The 20,103-nt window shown below is 71.1% G+C and carries 18 protein-coding genes; 9 read left to right on the plus strand and 9 right to left on the minus strand.

Going from position 1 to position 20,103, the window contains the following annotated elements:
* Positions 1-15 precede the first annotated feature (15 nt).
* Complete coding sequence (locus ACFY3L_RS34290; RefSeq protein ID WP_389333675.1) at positions 16-972, minus strand: phosphatase PAP2 family protein; 957 nt, start codon at positions 970-972, stop codon at positions 16-18.
* Positions 973-1,100: 128 nt separating this feature from the next.
* On the opposite strand from ACFY3L_RS34290, the gene ACFY3L_RS34295 reads away from it, so the two are divergent.
* A complete protein-coding gene (locus ACFY3L_RS34295; protein ID WP_389333678.1) occupies positions 1,101-1,892 on the plus strand; it encodes a maleylpyruvate isomerase family mycothiol-dependent enzyme in 792 nt (263 codons plus the stop codon).
* A 150-nt stretch (positions 1,893-2,042) separates the two neighbouring features.
* Here ACFY3L_RS34295 and ACFY3L_RS34300 read toward each other — a convergent pair whose 3' ends face one another.
* The 3 genes from ACFY3L_RS34300 to ACFY3L_RS34310 form a co-directional block, all read right to left on the minus strand.
* Positions 2,043-2,375: a hypothetical protein gene (locus ACFY3L_RS34300; RefSeq protein ID WP_389333681.1), complete on the minus strand. Its 333-nt coding sequence runs from the start codon at positions 2,373-2,375 to the stop codon at positions 2,043-2,045.
* Positions 2,376-2,545: 170 nt separating this feature from the next.
* Positions 2,546-4,768, minus strand: a complete 2,223-nt coding sequence (locus ACFY3L_RS34305) for a M4 family metallopeptidase (protein WP_389333684.1) — start codon at positions 4,766-4,768, stop codon at positions 2,546-2,548.
* Between the two features lie 140 nt (positions 4,769-4,908).
* Positions 4,909-5,616, minus strand: coding sequence for an HAD family hydrolase (locus tag ACFY3L_RS34310; RefSeq protein WP_389333687.1), 708 nt, complete (start codon positions 5,614-5,616; stop codon positions 4,909-4,911).
* Between the two features lie 68 nt (positions 5,617-5,684).
* On the opposite strand from ACFY3L_RS34310, the gene ACFY3L_RS34315 reads away from it, so the two are divergent.
* From ACFY3L_RS34315 to ACFY3L_RS34330, 4 genes are all read left to right on the plus strand, one after another.
* Positions 5,685-6,092 (plus strand): hypothetical protein, encoded by a 408-nt coding sequence (locus ACFY3L_RS34315; RefSeq protein ID WP_389333690.1) that lies wholly within the window; start codon positions 5,685-5,687, stop codon positions 6,090-6,092.
* An 88-nt stretch (positions 6,093-6,180) separates the two neighbouring features.
* Entirely contained in the window at positions 6,181-7,248 is a 1,068-nt protein-coding gene (locus ACFY3L_RS34320; RefSeq protein ID WP_389334197.1) for a magnesium and cobalt transport protein CorA, read from the plus strand.
* A gap of 35 nt (positions 7,249-7,283) precedes the next feature.
* Positions 7,284-7,835 (plus strand): hypothetical protein, encoded by a 552-nt coding sequence (locus tag ACFY3L_RS34325; RefSeq protein ID WP_389333692.1) that lies wholly within the window; start codon positions 7,284-7,286, stop codon positions 7,833-7,835.
* 76 nt (positions 7,836-7,911) lie between these two features.
* Entirely contained in the window at positions 7,912-8,424 is a 513-nt protein-coding gene (locus ACFY3L_RS34330; protein WP_389333695.1) for a hypothetical protein, read from the plus strand.
* 1,290 nt (positions 8,425-9,714) lie between these two features.
* Here the strand turns inward: ACFY3L_RS34330 and ACFY3L_RS34335 are convergent.
* From ACFY3L_RS34335 to ACFY3L_RS34350, 4 genes are all read right to left on the minus strand, one after another.
* Positions 9,715-12,201: a DNA topoisomerase (ATP-hydrolyzing) subunit A gene (locus tag ACFY3L_RS34335; protein ID WP_389333698.1), complete on the minus strand. Its 2,487-nt coding sequence runs from the start codon at positions 12,199-12,201 to the stop codon at positions 9,715-9,717.
* 23 nt (positions 12,202-12,224) lie between these two features.
* Positions 12,225-14,345, minus strand: coding sequence for a type IIA DNA topoisomerase subunit B (locus ACFY3L_RS34340; RefSeq protein ID WP_389333701.1), 2,121 nt, complete (start codon positions 14,343-14,345; stop codon positions 12,225-12,227).
* A 194-nt stretch (positions 14,346-14,539) separates the two neighbouring features.
* Complete coding sequence (locus ACFY3L_RS34345; RefSeq protein ID WP_389333704.1) at positions 14,540-15,028, minus strand: hypothetical protein; 489 nt, start codon at positions 15,026-15,028, stop codon at positions 14,540-14,542.
* Positions 15,025-15,573 carry a hypothetical protein gene (locus ACFY3L_RS34350; protein WP_389333707.1) on the minus strand — a complete coding sequence of 183 codons (549 nt, stop codon included), beginning with the start codon at positions 15,571-15,573 and terminating at the stop codon, positions 15,025-15,027. The genes ACFY3L_RS34345 and ACFY3L_RS34350 overlap by 4 nt, the downstream gene beginning before the upstream one ends.
* 83 nt (positions 15,574-15,656) lie before the next feature.
* On the opposite strand from ACFY3L_RS34350, the gene ACFY3L_RS34355 reads away from it, so the two are divergent.
* From ACFY3L_RS34355 to ACFY3L_RS34370, 4 genes are read left to right on the plus strand one after another with little or no spacing between them, the layout of a single operon-like run.
* The gene (locus ACFY3L_RS34355) at positions 15,657-16,619 is read left to right on the plus strand and encodes a sulfite exporter TauE/SafE family protein (protein WP_389333710.1); all 963 of its coding nucleotides are present in this window, start codon (positions 15,657-15,659) and stop codon (positions 16,617-16,619) included.
* 28 nt (positions 16,620-16,647) lie between these two features.
* On the plus strand, positions 16,648-18,288 hold the full coding sequence (pgi, locus tag ACFY3L_RS34360) for a glucose-6-phosphate isomerase (RefSeq protein WP_389333713.1): 1,641 nt from the start codon (positions 16,648-16,650) through the stop codon (positions 18,286-18,288).
* 30 nt (positions 18,289-18,318) lie between these two features.
* Positions 18,319-18,852 (plus strand): hypothetical protein, encoded by a 534-nt coding sequence (locus tag ACFY3L_RS34365; RefSeq protein WP_389333716.1) that lies wholly within the window; start codon positions 18,319-18,321, stop codon positions 18,850-18,852.
* Between the two features lie 27 nt (positions 18,853-18,879).
* Positions 18,880-19,233, plus strand: a complete 354-nt coding sequence (locus ACFY3L_RS34370) for a VOC family protein (protein ID WP_389333719.1) — start codon at positions 18,880-18,882, stop codon at positions 19,231-19,233.
* On the opposite strand, the gene ACFY3L_RS34375 is transcribed toward ACFY3L_RS34370, so the two are convergent.
* A complete protein-coding gene (locus tag ACFY3L_RS34375) occupies positions 19,230-20,063 on the minus strand; it encodes an NAD-dependent epimerase/dehydratase family protein (RefSeq protein WP_389333722.1) in 834 nt (277 codons plus the stop codon). The genes ACFY3L_RS34370 and ACFY3L_RS34375 overlap by 4 nt on opposite strands.
* Positions 20,064-20,103: the final 40 nt, after the last annotated feature.

Here is a 20,103-nt window from a genome sequence, read left to right on the forward strand (position 1 = left end):
TCGGTCCCGCGTCGGTCAGGTCGGCTTTCCTACGGTCTGCGGATGCCCGGCGTCGGTGATCGTGTCGCCGAAGGTGGCCAGGTAGGCGGCCTCGCCGGCGGCGAGGTAGTCCAGGTTGCGCCGCAGCTGCGCGGGGACCGCGACCGGCGCCGGGGCCCGCACCGGTTCGCCCGCCGACGTCCCGGCCCGCTTCGCGGCGCGCTTCCCGGGCCGGCTGCCGGTCTGCTTCCTGGTGCGCCCCACGACCAGCATCAGCGCGCCCACCAGGATCGAGGCGATGATCCCGTCGAGCCAGTAGTGGTTGGCGGTGCCGACGACGACCAGCATCGTGATCACCGGGTGGGCCAGCCACAGCCACCGCCACCGGCTGCCGGTCGCCGTGATGAGCCCGAGCGCGATGACGAGCGCCCAGCCGACGTGCAGCGACGGCATCGCCGCGTACTGGTTGCTGAGCGTGTCGGTCTGCGGCGGCCCGTACACCGACGGACCGAACTTCGCGGCGGTGTCGATCATCCCGATGCCGGCCAGCATCCGCGGCGGCGCGAGCGGGAACCCGAGGTGCATGACCAGCCCCGCCGCGGTCAGCCACGCGAGGATCCGCCGGAACCGCAGGTAGTGTTCGGGGCGGAAGATGTACATGAAGAGCAGGAACGCGATGGTCGCCGGGAAGTGCACGACGGCGTAGTAGACGTTGGCGGCGCGGATGACGACGTCGGAGGTGAGCAGCAGGTGCTGCACGTCCGCCTCACCGGGTAGCCACAGCGCCCGCTCGGCGTGCCAGACCAGCTTCGCGTTGGCGTATGACTCCCCGACCCGCCCGTCGACGAGTAGCCGGCCCATCTTGTACGCGAGGAAGAGTCCGGCGATGAGCAGCAGCTCGGCCCAGGCACGGGGACGCACCCGCGTCCGCGGCTGGGACGTGGTTCGCGTGGCGGCGTTGTCCCGTTCACGCAACCCGGGCCCCGTGTTCACGATCGACAACGTACCTGATGTTGCCAACCTGGCAATATTGCCGATCGGGCAGTCCTCGTCATGTTGTGCGTCACAAACTTGTTTATGCTTCAAGGAAATTGTCGATGTCCAAAGATCGAAGGAGCACGATGAGCAGCCGAGCCGACCAGGCGATCGCCGCCCTGCGCAAGGGGCACGAGGATCTCACCACCGTCGTCCGCGGGCTCACGTCTGAGCAGCTCACCAGCCCTTCGGCGGCGAGCGAGTGGGACATCTCCCAGGTGATCAGCCACCTGGGCAGCGGGGCCGAGATCAACCTGGAGGTGGTGCGCGCCTCCCTCGAGGGCCGCCCCGCCCCGGAGTTCGAGTTCAACAAGGGCGTGTGGGCCCGGTGGGACGGGATGACCCCGGCCGAGCGGGCTGTCGAGTTCCCGGTTGCGAACGAGCGACTGGTCGAGGCCTACGAGGCCCTCGACGCCGAGCAGCGCGCCTCGCACCGCATCGACGTGGGCTGGATGCCCGAGCCCGTCGACGTGGCGACGTCGGCGGTGCTGCGGCTGACCGAGTTCGGCTACCACGACTGGGACGTCCGGGTCGCGCTCGACCCGTCGGCGACCCTGGCGCCGGAGGCGGCGGCGCTCATCGACGAGCGGGTGGAGGGGCTGTTCGGCTGGATCGCGAAGCCGGCGTACCTCGACGGCCGCACCGCCGACCTGCTCGTCACGCTGACCGACCTCGGCGAGCAGCGTGGCCTGCGCCTGGCCGACCCGGTGACCCTGGGCCCCGCCCCGGCGTCGCCGGACGGCGAACTGAGCCTGACCCTGGAGGCGTTCCTGCGCCTGGCCGCCGGCCGTCTCGGTCCCCAGTACACCCCGTCCGACGTGAAGATCACCGGCCCGATCGCCCTCGACGACCTCCGCGCCGTCTTCCCGGGGTACTGAACCGGCGGCTCGCCCATGCATAGCGCGACCCCGGCACCGGAACTCCGGGCCGGGGTCGCAAGGGGTGGGGGGACGAGCGGCAAAGCTGAAATGAGGCCGTGCGCGGCGGGGCGGTCGTGCCGGACCTTGCCACCGCGGCCGATCAGCGGATCAGGCGGCCTTGAGGTCCTTCAGGCAGAGCACGTCGCCGTTCTTGCCGGCCTCGCCCCACCAGTACAGGGTGGTGGTCCCCGGGAAGGGGTCGCAGACCGTCGTGTCGTCGGACATCGCGTCCGACTCCTTCTTGTCGGCGACCTTGCCGATGACGCTGAAGTCCGCGTCGCTGCCGCCGCACTTGACGATCTTCAGCTCGTTGGCCGAGACCTTGTGCATGCAGTCACCGACGTTGGCCTTCTCGGCGGAGTCGCGGTTGAGGTACCAACCGATCCCGGCCAGGACGACGAGCACAACGATGGAGACGCCAAATCTAACAACCTTGGACATGCGGATTTTCTACAGGTCACGGAGCGTTAGCGCTGCCCCGTACCCATATCGAATCGATCACGGCCCGGTCTCACATTGGCGCAGGCGGACCAATGAATGCCCGCCTGCGCCGTTGTGGGCGTTTCCGTCACTGTCGACCACGCTGTGTCACCGACGATGGCGAATCAGTATTACAGGGTGAGCGTCCACGTGTCGATCCTGCCGGTGTCGAGGCTCGCGGCGTCGCGGACCCGCAGGGTCCAGGTGCCGTTCGCGGCCTCGGTGGACAGGTTGACGGTGAAGTTCTGGATGATGTTGTCGGCGCTGCCGCCCGACCGGTTCGACAGGTTGTAGACCGAGCCGTCGGGGGCGACGACGTCGACGACCAGGTCACCACGGTAGGTGTGGTAGATCGCCACGTTCACCGAGCTGGTGGCCGAGGCGTTGCGGTTGCAGCCACTGATGGTGATCGTGCTGGTCACCGTGGTGTTGTCGGGGATCGCGACGTCGTTGCCGTTGGTCCCGGTGCAGCCCGGCGCGCCGTTGACGGTCAGGCTGAACGTGGTGGTCCGGGTCGAGCTGGCGCCCGTGCCCGTGATGGTCACCGCGTAGGTCCCGGACGGGGTCGACGCGGAGGTGGCGATCGTCAGCGTGGACGTGCCGCCGGCCGAGTTGATCGAGGCCGGGCTGAAGCTGGCGGTCGCGCCCGACGGCAGGCCGGACGCGGTCAGCGCCACGGTCTGAGCCGAGCCGTTGGTGAGCGTCGCGGTGATCGTGCTGGTCGCCGAGCTGCCCGGGTTGACCGAGCCGCTCGCCGGCGCGGCGGCGAGGGAGAAGTCGTTGCCGGTCGGGCAGGCGGCGTCGTTGCCGGCCACGTTCACCGCGGTCCACGCGGCCTGGACGGCCTTGTACTCCACGGAGCAGGTGCCGTAGAGGTCGGTCGCGGCGCTCAGCGAGTACGCCCGGGCCGTGTTGCCCGGGTTGCTGGTGTTCACGTAGCTGGTGTTCGAGGTGAAGTAGACGTCGAGCGCGCGGTACCAGATCTTCTCCGCCTTGGCCCGGCCGATGCCGACGACGGCGGGCGCGGAGCCGCAGACCGGCGAGGTGCCGTAGGCGGTGGCCCCGGTGCCCTCGGCGAGGTTGAAGAAGAAGTGGTTCGCCGGGCCCGACGAGTAGTGCACGTCGACGTTCTTGGTCGTGGTGGACCAGCAGCCGTGCGACGAGCCGTCCAGGGTCGGGTTGTACATGTAGCGCAACGGCGTGTTGTTGCCGTTGATGTTGATCTTCTCACCGATCTGGTAGTCGCCCGGGTCGCTGGCGTTGTTCGCGTAGAACTCGACCATCGAGCCGAAGATGTCGCTGGTGGCCTCGTTGAGACCGCCGGACTCACCGGAGTACACCAGGCCGGCGAGCGCCTCCGTGACGCCGTGGCTCATCTCGTGGCCCGCGACGTCCAGCGCGACGAGCGGCCGGCTGTTGCCGGAGCCGTCGCCGTAGGTCATCTGCGCGCCGTCCCAGAACGCGTTGACGTACGCGTTGCCGTAGTGCACGCGCGACGGCACGCCGGCGCCGTTGCCGAAGATGCCGTTGCGGCCGTGGACGTTCTTGTAGTAGTCGAACGTGACCGCCGCGCCGAAGTGCGCGTCGACACCGGCGGACTGCCGGTTGGAGTTGGCGCCGGTGCCCCACACGTTGTCCGCGTCGGTGAACGTGGTGCAGGTGCTGGTGCCGTTGTTCATGTCGCAGGTGCGGCCGTTGCCGTGCGACGGGTCGATCATCTGGTACGTCGTGCCCGACAGCGTGGTGTCGATCGGGACCGCGCCCGAGTAGATGCTGTTGCCGGTGCCCTGGACGGTCTCGATCTCGTCGAAGGCGCCGCGCACCGCGTTGGTGGTCGCGTCGGTGATGACGTGCAGCTTCGACGGGGTCTGCCCGTCGGCGAGCCAGCCGCTGACCACGGTCTCGTAGGCGAGCACGCCGGTGCCGTCGCTCGCGTCGACGAACAGCTCGGGGCTGCCGACCGCGGTGATCGTGCCGCGGAACGCCGACTTCGCCTTGGCGGCACCGGCCGTCTTGGACACCGCGGCGCTGGTGCCGAGGGTGAGCGGGGCGTGCAGCCCGACGGACGCGCTGGCGAACGAGCCGTCCGGCGCGGTGTGCACGACGAAGTCGCCGCCGTAGACCCGCAGGCCGTGGTAGGTGCGGGTGTAGCGGGTATGAGACGCGCCGCTGGCGTCCTTCCGGCTCCTGGCGACCGCGTAGGCCTCACTGTCGGCGGCCCGGATGTCCGCCCGGTGGGCCTGCAGGGCCGCGGGGGCTGGGGTGCTGGGCGACGCGTCAGCTGGTGACGCGATGGCGGCCAGCATGCCCCCGGTCAGGAGCAGCGCGCCGGCTGCGGCGATCGATCGTTTCACTCGGCCTCCCTGGCAGCGGATGTGCCGTGACGGTAGTCACGTATGTACATATAGCAATGGCTAGGGACGGCCCATCCATATCACTTCCCTCATACCGCCGAGCCCGTCACCCGTCAGGGTGGGTCCGGCCGCGACCGGCTTCAGGGCGTTTCGTTCGGTGCCATCCGCGCCGGCAGGTCGAGCACCGACGCGAGGCGGCGCTCCGCGGGCACGTCGGCGCGGCCCGCCGGGTCGATGAGGAACGCGGTCATGCCGAACTTCTCGGGACCGGCGAAGTCCGCGAGGTAGGTGTCGCCGACGAAGACGGCCGCGGACGGCTCGATGCCCAGCGCCTCCATGGCCGCGGCGTAGATCGCCGGGTGCGGCTTGCGGCGGCCGACCTCCACCGACGTGATCACCGCGTCCATCAGGTCTGCGATGCCCATCGCCGCGAGGTGGCCCGGCACCAGGTCCGGCTGGTGCGTGTTGGTGACGACGGCCAGCCGGTACACCCGCGACAACGACCGCACGAGCGGCACGACCCCATCGGGACACCTGACGCCGGCGCTCCACTCGGCCAGGTAGGCCCGGACGAACGCGTCGACCTCGCCGGCGGCGGGCACCCGGCCGAGCACCTCGGCGAGGTAGGCGGTGCCGACCTGCGTCATCGAGTACTCATGGTCGTCGGCGTCGCTGCCCCGGTCGAACGCCGCGAACGCGCCGTCCCAGCCCTGCAGGAACTCGGCGTAGGAGACCGTGGCGCCGAGCCTGCCCAGTTCGGCGTGGGTGCGCCGGTACCCCTGGCTGGTGCGACCGGCGTCGTAGTCGACGAGGGTGCCGAAGAAGTCGAACAGGATGTGCGAGTACATCCGGGCAACCTTAACGAGACCCATCGACAGGTCTTGAAGGCTCGGCTACCCGGGAGTAACTTGACCGGATGCGAATGGTGGCGCTGCTGGCCGCGGCGGTCGGGATCATCGTCGAGGGCGTGGTCGTCGGCGCTGCGCTGTTCGTGGTCGGCGGGGTGATCGGGGCATACTCGATGTCGCTCAACGGCGCCGATCCAGGCCATGCCCAGGTCGGGATCCGGGTCGCCGCCGTCATCCTGGGCGCGTTGCTGGTCGCGCTCGGCGCGGTGCTGGTCGCTGCCGCGTTGCGGCGCCGCGCCGCCGGCCGCCTGACGATGGTCGCGCTGGTGGTGCAGTGCGTGGTCGTCACGATCGCCGGGATCGCGCTCGGCTGGGAGGTCTTCGCCGGCACGCTGCTCGTGCTCGGCGCGCTGCTCTACGTCAGGCTGGACGAGAGCGAGACGCCCCCGCTGCCCCGCACGGCCGACACCCCCTGACGATCTACGCGGTAGCGTGGCGCTACCGCGTGGCGCGTGAAAGGGGTCGCGAGTGCAGCAGGTCAGGGTCGGCCGCCGGGTCGGCCGGATGATCGGCCGGATGATGCGGCACCTGCAGCCCGACGAGCCGCTGCCGCACCTGCTCGCCGACGACGGGCGGGACTCGATCGTCGACTGCGCGCTCTACGTCCGCGGCGTACGGCAGCCGGGCGGGCACACGTTCCGCGAGGCGTACGCGGCGGCCCGCCGGCGGCGCAACGCGTTCGTCTGGCTGGGGCTGTTCGAGCCGACGTGGGCACAGTTCGCGGCCGTCGCCGAGGAGATCGGCATCGACGACCACACGGCCGGGAAGGCCCTCGCACGGGAGCGCCGGCCCACGGTCGAGCGCCGCGGCGACGTGACGATGCTGGTGATCCGCACCGCCCGCTACGTCGAGCACGCCGAGCTGACCGCCACCTCCGAGGTCGTCGACACCGGCGCGGTGACCCTGCTCATCGGCCCGCACTTCGTCGTCTCGGTCCGGCACGGCGGCGCGGGCGCGCTCGCCGACGTCCGCCAGCAGCTGGAGCAGCGCCCGGCCATGCTCGGCCACGGTCCGTGGGCGGTCGCCTACGCGGTGTGCGACCGCATGATCGAGGTCTACCACGAGGTCTCCACCGACGTGGAGCAGGACGTGGAGCAGCTGGAGCAGACCGCGTTCCTGCGCGTCGGCGGCTGCGACGTGCAGCAGATCTACCAGCTGAAGCGCGAGCTGGTCGAGTTCAAGCGGGCGGTCGTGCCGCTGCAGCCGCCGCTGCGCCGGATGAACGACCCGGCCGTGGTGGAGCTGCCGCCACCGCTGCGGCAGTACTTCGCGGACCTGCTCGGCCGGCTCACCCAGGTCGTCGACCGGGTCGCGTCCGACAACGAGCTGCTCGACTCGATCCTGCAGGCCCGCCTCGCCCAGGTCGGCCTGGACCAGAACAACGACATGCGCAAGATCGCCTCCTGGGCCGCGATCGCCGCGCTGCAGACCGCGATCGCGGGGATCTACGGGATGAACTTCGAACACATCCCCGGGCTGCGGTGGGACTACGGCTTCTACCTCATCCTGCTGGTCATGGCCGTCGGATCGGTGGTCCTCCACCGCATGTTCCGACGTTCCGGCTGGCTGTGAACGACCTCGCCGGCGGCTGACCTACGATCGTCGCCGTGTCGTTCACCTTCATCACCGCCGCCCGGATCGCCATGTCCCGGGAGGGCTTCGACACCTGGCTGGACGCGCCGGTGCCACCGGCCTCACGCATCGAGAACCCCGCGGAGATGTTCGCCGGCTGGTGGTGGTCCGACCGCACGCCGCAGTGGAGCACCGACGCTGTCGTCGAGACCCCTCGCTCCGTGCTCGCCGCGCGCGCCGCCGACCCGCAGGCGCTGACCGTGCTGCGCCACCACGACGGCGCCCTGGAGGCGTACCTGTGGACGGTCGGCCACTCCGGCTTCTGGGAGCCGCCGGCCCAGCGGCTGCTGCTGATGCTGGCCGGGGCGGCCGCCTTCAAGACCGACGACACCGAGGACCACGTCCTGTTCTGGGAGGACGCCGCCGGCACCCTGCCGTCCGGCAACGACCCGGCGCTGATCTCCCTGCTGGCCGTCGGCCGCGGCAGCGCCCGCTTCGTCGGCAGCCGCCCGCTGACCGACCTGCTCACCCGCCTGGCCCCGGTCGAGGAGGCCTTCGCCGAACTCGCCGAGTCCTACGACGACTAGGCTCGCGGCTCAGCCCCTGGAACCTCCCGCCGCCGCCGTGACTCGCGGACGCGTGAGATCTTCATCGTGGTGCGCCGTGCTGCTGCTCGTTGTCGTGGTGTCCGGTGGATGTACCGCCGGCCGCCGCCCGCAACCGGCGCCGACCCAGACCGCCCCCGCGCTGAGCGCACCGACTTGGAGCGCATCTGCCCAGGCCGCGCCGACCGCCGCCGCCCGCACGGGATGCGGCTCGCCCGTCGACACCGGCCCGCTGCCCGAATGGGCCCGCGCCGGCTTCACCGGAGACTCGAGCATGCCGCACGTCCTGGGCGACCACGGCACCATCGTCGCCGCGATGTTCGGCCACCCGCTCGCCGTCACCAGACCCGACGGCTCGTCCAACAAGATCCTCTGGATCGCCAAGGACCCCGCCCCACCCGGAGACCTGCAGATCGACGCCACCCGCGACGGCACCCACACCCCCGTCCGGCGCACCGTCCCCAGCGGCCCCGGCCCGTCGATCATCGACCTCCCCCAGCCCGGCTGCTGGCGACTCACCCTCACCTGGCCAGGCCACTCCGACACCCTGGACCTCACCTACCAGCCCTGACAGACACCACCACCCCAACAGCACAGCGACACGGATGATCAAGGGACGCATCCGGTCGCGCCGACGACCACCCCACTCCTTGGATCACGCCGCCACGACCACCGACCTCCCCAGCTCGGCTGCTAGCGACCCACCCTCACCTGGCCAGGCCACTCCGACACCCTGAACCTCACCTACCAGCCCTGACAGACACCACCACCCCAACAGCACAGCAACGCGGGTGATCAAAGGACGCATCCGGTCGCGCCGACGACCACCCCACTCCTTGGATCACGCCGCCACGACCACCGACCTCCCCCACCCCGGCTGCTAGCGACCCACCCTCACCTGGCCAGACCACTCCGACACCCTGAACCTCACCTACCAGCCCTGACAGACACCACCACCCCAACAGCACAGCAACGCGGGTGATCAGAGGACGGAACCGGTCGCGCCGACGACCACCCCACTCCTTGGATCACGCCGCCACGACCATCAGCCGGTGGGCCGGGAGCAGATCGCTGCGGGTTTGCGGTGGTGGTCGGGGCGGCGGACGTTCATCGCGGCTGCGACCGACGAACAGCCCGGCGAGACCGCTCCGGGCCCCGACAACCTGGGCCGTTGAGGGGCGAACTCAACGACCGCCGCGGTCTGGGTGCTGTTGGCGCCGCGGAGCGAGCACGCCGGCGCTGAAGTAGGCAGCGCCGCTGTGCTCGTGAGCCCGTCGACGCTGGCTGCAGTGCCGTTGGCGGCGAGTGAGCAGCGCGGACGGGCCAGAAGTGCACCGCTGTGAGCTCACGACGGCGAGACGAAACGGTGGGCCGGAAACGCACCGTCGCGCGGGCTGGTCGCGGCGAAGCGAAGCGGCGGGCCGGAAAACGCACCGCTACGAGCTGGCCGCGGCGAGACGAAACAGCGGGCCGGAAACGCACCGTCGCGGGCTGGCCGCAGCAAGACGAAACAGCGAGCCGGAAACGCACCGCTACGAGCTGGCCGCGGCGAGACGAAACAGCGAGCCGGAAACGCACCGCTGCGGCTCGCCACGGCGAGATGAAAACGGCGGACGGGGATCGTGGCTGAGGCGGGAGGCCAGTCGCAACCGACGAGACGACGCCGAGCCCGACAACCCCAGCGGCTCCCGACAAACTAGGGCAGCTCTCGGCAGCCTGGGCCGTCGAGGGCGAACTCGACGGCCGTCGAGGAATGGGGCCGTTGCCGCCGCAGCGGGTGAGCGCGCCGGCGCTGGGGTGAAGCAGCGCCGGCGGGCTGGAAGCGGGTTGCGGGCTCGGAAGTGGTGGGTGGGAGTGGGGGTCAGCCGCGTTCGACCAGGTGGCCGACGATTTCGGGAGCTCGGAGCTGGGCGCCTGAGCCGTCGCGGCGCTGGTCGGGGGCGGGGAGGTCGCGGGGCTCACCCTTGGTGGAGGAGGCGGCCGGGCGGGGGCCGACCCAGGCGAGCACCAGGCGGCTCTCGCCCTTCAGGAAGCGCTGGGCGCGCACGCCGCCGGTGGCGCGGCCCTTCGCCGGGTAGAGGCGCAGGGGGGTCACCTTGGCGTTGCCGATGGTGGCGGTGACGACCATGGGCTCGCCGTGCTGGGGGTCCTGGGTGTTGATGGCGCCGAAGTAGAGGACCTGGGCGCCTTCGGGGAGGGCGATGCCGGCCATGCCGCCGCCCTTCAGGCCCTGGGGGCGGACGAGCTTGGCCGGGAAGCGGAGCAGGGACGCCTCGGAGGTGACGAAGGCGAGGGTCTCGGCGCCGTCGGTGAGCCAGGTGGCGCCGACGACCTCGTCGCCGTCGCGGAGGCCGATGACCTCGAACTCGTCGGCGCGGACGGGCCACTCGGGGGCACAGATCTTCACCATGCCGTTGCGGGTGCCGAGGGCGAGGCCGGGTGAGCCCTCGGCGCCGGGGCCGCCGAGCGGGGCGAGGGCGACGACCGTCTCGCCGGGCTGGAGGGAGACGAGCTCGGCGGTGGACATGCCGCCGCGCAGGGAGACGGTGCCGGGCTGCTCGGGCAGGACGGGCAGGGGCAGGACGTCGACCTTGAACGCCCGGCCGAGGCTGGTGACGAGCAGGACCTGCCCGCGGGCGGTGGTGTGCACGACGGCGCGGACGGTGTCGTGCTTGTCGCGGCCGGCCTTGCGGCTGCCCTCGGGGGCCTCCTCCGACTCGGCGGCGGTGCGGGCGACCAGGCCGGTCGTGGACAGCAGGACCTGGCACGGGTCGTCGGACACCTCGAGGGGGCCGGCGGGGATGGACGCGGCAAGGACCTCCTTGAGGTCGCCGTCGATGAGCGTGGTGCGGCGCGGCTGGGCGAACTCCTTGACGACGGCGGCGAGCTCGTCGGAGACGACCTTCTTCAGGACCTTCTCGTCGTCGAGGATCCGGCTGAGCGCGGCGATCTCCTCGTTGAGCCGGGCCTGCTCGGCCTCCAGCTCGATGCGGTCGTAGCGGGTCAGGCGGCGCAGCGGCGTGTCGAGGATGTAGGTGGCCTGGATGTCGCTGAGGCCGAACTCGCTCATGAGTGACGCCTTGGCGGCGGCCGCGTTCTCGCTGGCACGGATGAGGGCGACGACCCGGTCGATGTCCAGCAGCGCCACGAGGAGGCCGTCGACGAGGTGCAGCCGGTCCTGGCGCTTCTTGCGGCGGAACTCGGTGCGCCGGGTCACGACCTCGTAGCGGTGCGCGAGGAAGACCTCCAGCAGCGGCTTGAGGCCGAGGGTCTGCGGCTGGCCGTCGACGAGGACGAGGTTGTTGACGCCGAAGGACTGCTCCAGCGGGGTCAGCCGGTACAGGTCGGCGAGGAGCGCCTGCGGGTTGACGCCGACCTTGCACTCGATGACGAGGCGGGTGCCGTTCTCCCGGTCGGTGAGGTCCTTGACGTCGGCGATGCCCTGCAGGCGCTTGGTCTTGTTGACCTCGTCGGTGATCTTCTCGATGACCTTCTCGGCGCCGATGCCGTAGGGCAGCTCGGTGACGGTGATCGCCTGCCGGCCGCGGCTGCCTTCGAGCAGGCCGATCTCGACCCGGCCGCGCATGCGCACGACGCCACGGCCGGTCTCGTAGGCGCGGCGGACCTCGTCGAGGCCGAGCAGGAGCCCGCCGGTCGGCAGGTCCGGGCCGGGGACGAACTCCATGAGCTTGTCGAGGGTGGCCGCCGGGTGGTTGATGAGCCAGCGGGCCGCGGCGACGACCTCGCCGAGGTTGTGCGGGATCATGTTGGTGGCCATGCCGACGGCGATGCCCGAGGAGCCGTTGACCAGCAGGTTGGGGAACGCGGCCGGCAGCACCGACGGCTCTTCGAGGGAGCCGTCGTAGTTGGGCCGGAAGTCGACGGTGCCCTCGTCGAGCTCGCCGACGAGCAGCATCGCCTCCCGCGACATCCTTGCCTCGGTGTACCGGGAGGCGGCCGGCCCGTCGTCGGGCGATCCGAAGTTGCCGTGGCCGTCGATGAGCCGCACGTTGAGCGAGAAGTCCTGCGCCATGCGGACCATCGCGTCGTAGATCGCGCTGTCGCCGTGCGGGTGGTACTTACCCATGACGTCACCGACGACGCGGGACGACTTGACGTGGCCACGGTCGGGGCGGTGCCCCTGCTCGCTCATCGAGAACAGGATGCGGCGGTGCACCGGCTTGAGGCCGTCGCGCGCGTCGGGCAGCGCGCGGGAGTGGATCACCGAGTACGCATACTCCAGGTAGGAGTCCTCGACCTCGGTGATGAGCGGGTTGTTGAGGACCCGCGCGCCCGCCTGGTCGAATGCGGACAGATCGGCCTTCGCTGGTGTGGCCTTGCGTGCCATGTCGCCGGACTACCCTTCCTGACTCAGGCGTCGATGTTCTCTTGGTCGACCCGCGGCGCGGCGTCGATCAGCCAGTTGCGCCGGGGCTCGACCCGCTCGCCCATGAGCAGCTCGAGGACCTCCTCGGCCTTCTCGATGTCGTCGAGGGTGATGCGCCGCACGGCCCTGGTCGCCGGGTTCATCGTGGTGTCCCACAGCTCGTCGGCGTCCATCTCGCCGAGACCCTTGAACCGCGGGATCGGCGTGACGACCTGCTTGCCGGCCTTCTCGAGGCGGTTGACCGTGCTGACCATCTCCTGCTGGGTGTACGTGTAGATCGTCTCCGGGTTGCGCCCCTTCGTGACGATCTTGTGCAGGGGCGGGACGGCGGCGTAGAGCCGGCCGTCGGCGATGGCGGGCCGCATGTACTTGGCGAACAGCGTGATGAGCAGGGTGCGGATGTGCGAACCGTCGACGTCGGCGTCGGCCATGATCAGAATTCGCCCGTACCGCATCGACTCCAGGTCGAACGTGCGGCCGGAGCCGGCGCCGAGGACCTGCACGATCGCGGAGCACTCGGCATTGTCCAGGACCTGCTGGATGTTGGCCTTCTGCACATTGAGGATCTTGCCGCGGATCGGCAGCAGCGCCTGATACTCCGAGGAGCGGGCCATGCGCGCGGTGCCGAGGGCGCTGTCACCCTCGACGATGAACAGCTCGCTGCGCTGCACGCCGGTGGAGCGGCAGTCGACGAGCTTCGCCGGCATCGACGCGCCCTCGAGTGCCGTCTTGCGCCGGGCGGCGTCCTTCTGCTGCTTCTGGGTCAGGCGCACCCGCGCCGCGTCGACGATCTTCTGCAGGACCGTGCGGGCCTCGACCTTGGTCTTGCGCGCCTCGACCCACGCCTTGATGTGCTGCTCGACGATCCCCTGCACGACCCTGGTCACCGGCGCGGTGGACAGCTCGTCCTTGGTCTGCGACGTGAACTGCGGCTCGGGGATCCGCACGTGGATGACCGCCGTCATGCCTTCGAGCACGTCGTCGAGGGTCGGCAGGTCCTCCTTCGGGCGCAGCAGGCCGCGGGTGTTGCGGATCGCGTCGGACAGCGCCCGCAGCGCGCCGCGCTCGAAGCCGCGCCGGTGCGTGCCGCCGTGCACGTTGCGGATCGTGTTGGTGAACGACTCGACGACCCGCTCATAGCCGGTGCCCCAGCGCAGCGCGATCTCGACCTCGGCGCGGCGCTCGACGTTGGCCTTCATGACGCCGTTCTCGTCGGCGGCATTCTCCTTGTAGGTGCCCTCGCCGGTGATGTGCAGCAGCCCGCACACGGCGCGGTCGCCGGAGGGCGCCAGGAACTCCACCATGTCGGCGAGCCCGTTGGGGTAGTGATACGTCTCGGTCGAGATCTGCCCGCCGGTCGCGTCCTTGAGCACATAGGTCACGCCAGGGACGAGGAAGGCCGTGTTGCGCAGCTTGGCGCGGACCGACTCGACATCGAGCGAGGCGCCGGTCTCGAAGTAACGCGAGTCGTGCCAGTAGCGGATCGAGGTGCCGGTGGACTGGCCCCGCTTCATCCGCCCCGTGACGTTGAGCCCGGAGCGGCGGGTGAACGGCGCGTTCGGGCCGGGGCCGTCGAAGTCGCCGGGGACACCGTGCTGAAAGGCCATGTGGTGGACCTTGCCGCTGTGGCGCACGGTGACGTCGAAGCGGTGCGACAGCGCGTTGACCGCGGAGGCACCGACGCCGTGCAGGCCACCGGAGGTCTTGTAGCCGGAGCCACCGAACTTGCCGCCGGCGTGCAGCCGGGTCAGCACGAGCTCGACGCCGGACATGCCCGACTTCGCGTGCACGCCGACGGGGATGCCTCGGCCGTCGTCGTCGACCTGGACCGAACCGTCGGCGTGCAGGGTCACCTCGACGCGGGTCGCGTGGCCGGCGATGCCTTCGTCGGTGGAGTTGTCGACGATCTCGTTGAACAGGTGAGCGACGCCGCGGCTGTCGGTCGAGCCGATGTACATGCCGGGCCGCTTGCGGACAGCGTCCAGCCCTTCGAGGAGCGTGAGGTCGTCAGCCCCGTACAAGGTCTCGGGTTGTGCGGTCAACTCGATGCTCTCCAATGATCCTGGTGCGCTGCTGCCCGCGAGCGTAGCCGCAGGGTCTGACATTTCCGTGGCACCCTCGCCGGATGTGGCGCCCGACGCGCCGGAACCAGCGACAACGACACCGCGGGAAGACGGCGGGACCGCAGCAGGACAACGCGGCAGGCAGGGCCCGCGCCGCGTACCGTCCAGTGAAGCACGGCCACTGCGGGGACGCAGTCCAGGCGTACCGGGACGCGGCCCACGAACATGGCCCGGCGTCACGCTTCCAGGACCGGCCGCCCGCTGAACCGGCCCACCGCGCCGACGATCTCCGCCGGGGTCCGGTCGTTGAACCGTAGCGGCACGGTATAGCGGACCCCGTCGGTGGTGAGGACGGTCAGCCGGCCCCGCCGCGCCAGCCGGTCGACCCCCGCCCACGGGACCCAGACCGCGGTGCCCCAGAGCCCGCGCGAGTTGCGGACCCACAGGCCGACGGAGTCGAGTGCGAGCACCGGACCTCCGGAGACGGCGATCCGCACGGAGGCGACGGCGAGCGCGCCGAAGACCACCAGTCCGCACAGCCCGATGGCCGCGACCGCGACGGCGTCGCCGTTGGTGCGGTCCGGTGAGTCACCCGTCAGCAGGCCGGCAGCCACCTGGATCATCAGCAGGATCCAGGCCGCCGCGTAGATGCCGCCGATGAGCACGGTCCACCGCCCGGTGCTGCGCCGCACGACGAACGGCAGGTCGCCAGGGATCCGCTTCACGCCGAGGTCCGGTCGATCCATGAGCGGTAGCTGTCCCCTGTGCCCTGACCTTCCAGGTAATACTCGCGCAGGTCGGCGCGGACCAGGAAGCCGGCGACGAAGAACAGCAGGCCGGCCGCGACGAGCCCGGCCACCCCGTGCACCCACAGGTACCACTCCGGCACGGCGCGGGCGTACTCCTGGCGCAGCAGCTCCGGCTCCTCCCCCGTCGGGGCGACCGCCCACTCGGGGCCGCCGACCAGGCCGCACAGCAGGGCGAGGGCCAGCAGCGGGCCGAGGACCCAGAGGATGGCCCTGATCTTGGGGCTGCGGCGCCGCACGACGAGCAGCAGCGCGGCCAGCACGACCGCGCCGAACGAGGCGACCACCAGGTTGTTGTGGTAGTCGGCCTCGACCTGCCGCAGCGACCGGGGCGACATGAGCACGGTGTCGAGCGCGGCGAGGTCACGCGTCACGACCGCCGTGACGGCGGCGTCGACGGCGAGCAGCGCCGCGGCCGCCGCCACCGACCAGAACACCAGCCGGACCTGAGTGCCAACCCGCATCGCCACACGTTAACGGCGTGACATCCGCCGCCGCAGCCCCGTCCGTACCGACAAAGACGACCGAGATAGTGCACAATTCGCCGGTGGATCCTGTGATGGCCCTGGCCGGACTCGGCGTCGGCATCGTCGTCGGACTGACCGGCATGGGCGGCGGCGCGCTGATGACACCCATCCTGGTGCTGTTCTTCGGCATCCCTCCCCTGGCCGCGGTCTCCAGCGACCTGGCCGCGAGCGCGGTGATGAAGCCGTTCGGCGGCTGGGTGCACGCCCGCCGCGGCACCGTCAACTGGTCGCTCGTGCGCTGGCTCTGCCTGGGCAGCGTGCCGTCGGCGTTCGCCGGGGTGCTGCTCATGCGTGCCCTGGGCGACGGCGAGCAGGTCCAGGACATCGTCCGCGTCGCGCTCGGCGTCGCACTCCTCCTGGCTGTCGTCGGACTTCTCCTCAAGTCGTACAAAAGCGGAAAAGGCGAAAAGTCCGATGTTCCGCTGAAGGTGAAGCCGGTCCCCACGGCGCTGCTCGGCGCCGTCGGCGGGCTCGTGGTCGGGATGACCTCCGTCGGCTCCGGCTCGCTGATCATCGTCATCCTGCTCGCGCTGTACCCCATGCTGCGCCCGAACGACCTGGTCGGCACCGACCTCGTCCAGGCCATCCCCCTCGTCGCCGCGGCCGCCCTCGGCCACGCGATCTTCGGCGACCTGAAGCTCGACCTCGCGGCCGCGGTCCTGATCGGCTCGGTCCCCGGCGTGCTCATCGGCGCCCGGCTGTCGTCGCGGGCGCCCGCCGGCGTGGTCCGCGCCGCGCTGGTCATCGTGCTCATCGCGAGCGCGCTCAAGCTGTTCGAGGTGCCGACCGCCACGGTCGGCGTCGTGGTCGCGGTCGCGACCGCCGTGGCCGTCCTGTTGGGCCTGCGCAGTCGTCACGCGGTTTCGGCAGATGTACGGGCGGACGCCGGCGAACCGGCAGCCGCGCTGGTCAGCGGGCGGGACCAACCGCAAGATCGGCGCGCGGAGGACGAGACGCACCCGAAAGGGGCACAATCCCTGTGAGAGTGTGACCTCGCTGAAGGAGTGCTGGATGTCTCAGGGCCGACTCAACCAACTGCCCGAATGGGCCGCGCTGGCGAAACACCGCGCCGAGCTTGGTGAGGTGCACCTGCGGGACCTGTTCGCCGACGACCCCGAGCGCGGGACGAAGTACTCCCTGCAGGTCGGCGACCTCTACCTCGACTACGGCAAGCACCTGGTCACCGACGAGACCCTCGGCCTGCTGCGCGACCTCGCCGCCGCGCGCGGCGTCGCACAGCTGCGGGACGCCATGTTCCGCGGTGACAAAATCAACTTCACCGAGCACCGGGCGGTGCTGCACACCGCGCTCCGCGCGCCGCGCGACGCGGTCGTCGAGGTCGACGGCGAGAACGTCGTGCCGAAGGTGCACGCCGTGCTGGACCGGATGGCGGCGTTCGCCGAGCGGATCCGCTCCGGCGAGTGGACCGGCTTCACCGGCGAGCGGATCACGACGATCGTCAACATCGGCATCGGCGGCTCCGACCTCGGCCCCGCGATGGCCTACGAGGTGCTGCGCGGCTACACCGACCGGGGGCTGGAGATGCACTTCGTCTCCAACGTCGACGGCGCCGACCTCTACGAGGCGGTCCGCGCCGCGGACCCGGCGAGGACGCTGTTCATCGTGTCGTCGAAGACGTTCACGACGATCGAGACGATCACCAACGCGACCGCCGCCCGCCAGTGGATCCTCGACGCGTTCGGCGACGACGCCGCGGTCGCGAAGCACTTCGTCGCGGTGTCGACCAACGCCGGCGAGGTCGCGAAGTTCGGCATCGACACGACCAACATGTTCGAGTTCTGGGACTGGGTCGGCGGGCGCTACTCGTACGACAGCGCGATCGGCCTCTCGCTCATGATCGCGCTCGGGCCGGACGGCTTCCGGGAGATGCTCGACGGGTTCCACGCGATGGACGAGCACTTCCGGACCGCGCCGCCGGAGGAGAACGCGCCGCTGCTGCTGGGGCTGCTCGGCATCTGGTACCGCAACTTCCACGACGCCCAGACGCACGCGGTGCTCCCCTACAGCCACTACCTGTCCCGGTTCACCGCGTACCTGCAGCAATTGGACATGGAGTCCAACGGCAAGTCCGTCGACCACGAGGGCCACCCGGTCGACTGGCAGACCGGCCCGGTCGTCTGGGGCACCCCCGGCACCAACGGCCAGCACGCCTACTACCAGCTGATCCACCAGGGCACGATGCTCATCCCGGCCGACCTCATCGGCTTCGCGCAGCCGGCGCCCGGCCTCGGCGTCTTCGCCGACCAGCACGACCTGCTGATGGCCAACCTGTTCGCGCAGGGGCAGGCCCTGGCGTTCGGCAAGACGTCGGAGGAGGTCGCGGCCGAGGGTGTCGCCGCCGAGGAGGTGCCGCACCGCACCTTCCGCGGCGACCGCCCCACCACGACGATCCTCGCCGACAAGCTCACCCCGTCGGTGCTCGGGCAGCTCATCGCCCTCTACGAGCACAAGGTCTTCGTCCAGGGCGCGATCTGGGACATCGACTCGTTCGACCAGTGGGGCGTGGAGCTCGGCAAGGTCCTCGCCAAGCGGATCGAGCCGGCGCTCACCGGCGAGGCCGGCGACACGTCCGCGCTGGACTCCTCGACCGCCGCCCTGGTCACCCGCTACCGGGCGCAGCGCGGCCGCTGAGTGCCGATCACCGACGACGAGCTCGCTCGGATGTCCCCGTCCGAGCGGGCCGACCTGGCCCGGCGCCTGGCCGGCCTCGTTCCCGCGCCGCGTGCGGGCGAGCGGACCCGGCGCCGGTTCGTCGTCGTGGTCGTCACCGCCGCCCTGCTCATGATCCCGTGGGTGACGGTGCTCGCGTGGACGCTGCCGCCGCGGTACCTCGCGGGCCACTGGCGCGCCACGTGGGTCGGCTTCGACCTGGTGCTCGCCGTCGCCCTCGCGGTCACCGCGTGGGCGGCGGCGCGGCGCCGCCAGGTCCTCCTGCTGACCGCGATCGTCAGCGCGACCCTGCTGGTGTGCGACGCGTGGTTCGACCTCATGACGGCGGCGGGCCCCGACCGCTGGATCAGCCTCGGCACCGCGCTGCTGGTCGAGCTGCCCCTGGCGGCGTGGCTGCTCTTCGTCGCGCACCACCTGATCCGGCTCAGCCTGCGCCGCATGCTGACCCTGTCGGGTGAGCCGTTCACCGACCTGCCGCTGTGGCGGATGCCCCTCTTCGGCGTCCCGCCCCGCAACCGCCGGTAGCGCCGGATCCGTCGGTACCGTGGCGGCATGACCCACTGGACCCTGGGCTGCGACGCGACGGACCCGCACGCACTCGCCGCGTTCTGGGCGGCGGCGCTCGGCTACGTGCCGGAGCCCGGCTACGACGAGCCGGACGGCGCCTCGATCGTCGACCCCCTGGGCGCCGGACCGGCGATCGGCTTCCTCCGCGTGCCGGAGGGCAAGACCGCGAAGAACCGGGTGCACATCGACATCCGGGTGTCCGGTCCGGCAGCGATCCGCGACAAGGCCGCCGAGCTGGTCGCCGCGGGCGCCACGCTGGTGCGCGAGGAGCGCTACGGCGACCGGCTCGGCCACATCGTCATGCTCGACCCGGAAGGCAACGAGTTCTGCGTCGCCTAGCCCTTGAGCTCGTCCAGCAGCGTCGGCCGGGTCGGGGACCAGCCGAGCGAACGGGCCTTCGCGCCGGTGGCCTGCTGGTCCAGCAGCAGCGCGTCGGCGAAGAGGGCGCCGAGCCTGGCCCGGGACTCCTCGGCGGTCTCCGGCACCACCGCGGCGCCGGTCGCCTCGGCGATCTCCCGGACGGTCGGGTTGACGCCGGACACCGCGAGCACGTGACCGAGGCGCTCGCCGCGCTCCACGACGGTCACGTACAGCGCGGCCACGTCCTCGACGTGCACGGTCGTCCAGTGCTGCGAGCCGTCGCCGACGAGCCGGACCTCGCCGTCGCCGGGCGCGAGCACGCCGGCGGGGATGCCGCCGCCGTGGCCGTACACGATGCCGGGCGTGACGATCGTGGCCACCAGGTCCGCGTCGAGCACCGACCGCTCCACCCCCGGCCGCCACGCGGTCAGCGCCGGCGGCGCGAACGGCGCGTCCTCGGTGATGGCGTCGTTGCTGCCGTACAGCCAGACGCCGCTGGTGTGCACATACGGCTTCCCGGTCCCGGCGAGGGCCTCGACCGCCGCCGCGACGACCGCCCGGTCGAACTGCTCGCTGCTGCCGTCGCCGGGCGCCGCGGTGTGCACCACGCCGTCGGCGGCCGCGAACAGCCTCGCCGTCCACGCGGTGTCGTACAGGTCCCCGACGGCGGCCTCCGCGCCGGCCTTGCGCACCTTCGCGGCCGCCTCGTCGCTGCGCACCAGGGCCGTGACGGCGTGCCCCGCCGCGACGAGCTGCTGCAGTACCACGGATCCGATGTACCCGGTCCCACCGGTCAATGCGATCTTCATGGAGCCGAGCGTAGAGGCGTCACGGCCGGTGGCGCAGCGT

The sequence above is a fragment of the Dactylosporangium sp. NPDC000521 genome (genome assembly GCF_042898305.1).
Classification (GTDB): domain Bacteria; phylum Actinomycetota; class Actinomycetes; order Mycobacteriales; family Micromonosporaceae; genus Dactylosporangium.

Coding starts and splice junctions, on each gene's coding strand:
- ACFY3L_RS34370 (WP_389333719.1), top strand. CDS start 18,880: ATGACCCACTGGACCCTGGGCTGCGACGCGACGGACCCGCACGCACTC.
- ACFY3L_RS34365 (WP_389333716.1), top strand. CDS start 18,319: ATGTCCCCGTCCGAGCGGGCCGACCTGGCCCGGCGCCTGGCCGGCCTC.
- ACFY3L_RS34310 (WP_389333687.1), bottom strand. CDS start 5,616: ATGTACTCGCACATCCTGTTCGACTTCTTCGGCACCCTCGTCGACTAC.
- ACFY3L_RS34375 (WP_389333722.1), bottom strand. CDS start 20,063: ATGAAGATCGCATTGACCGGTGGGACCGGGTACATCGGATCCGTGGTA.
- pgi (WP_389333713.1), top strand. CDS start 16,648: ATGTCTCAGGGCCGACTCAACCAACTGCCCGAATGGGCCGCGCTGGCG.
- ACFY3L_RS34320 (WP_389334197.1), top strand. CDS start 6,181: ATGATCGGCCGGATGATGCGGCACCTGCAGCCCGACGAGCCGCTGCCG.
- ACFY3L_RS34340 (WP_389333701.1), bottom strand. CDS start 14,345: ATGTCAGACCCTGCGGCTACGCTCGCGGGCAGCAGCGCACCAGGATCA.
- ACFY3L_RS34335 (WP_389333698.1), bottom strand. CDS start 12,201: ATGGCACGCAAGGCCACACCAGCGAAGGCCGATCTGTCCGCATTCGAC.
- ACFY3L_RS34300 (WP_389333681.1), bottom strand. CDS start 2,375: ATGTCCAAGGTTGTTAGATTTGGCGTCTCCATCGTTGTGCTCGTCGTC.
- ACFY3L_RS34350 (WP_389333707.1), bottom strand. CDS start 15,573: ATGCGGGTTGGCACTCAGGTCCGGCTGGTGTTCTGGTCGGTGGCGGCG.
- ACFY3L_RS34315 (WP_389333690.1), top strand. CDS start 5,685: ATGCGAATGGTGGCGCTGCTGGCCGCGGCGGTCGGGATCATCGTCGAG.
- ACFY3L_RS34295 (WP_389333678.1), top strand. CDS start 1,101: ATGAGCAGCCGAGCCGACCAGGCGATCGCCGCCCTGCGCAAGGGGCAC.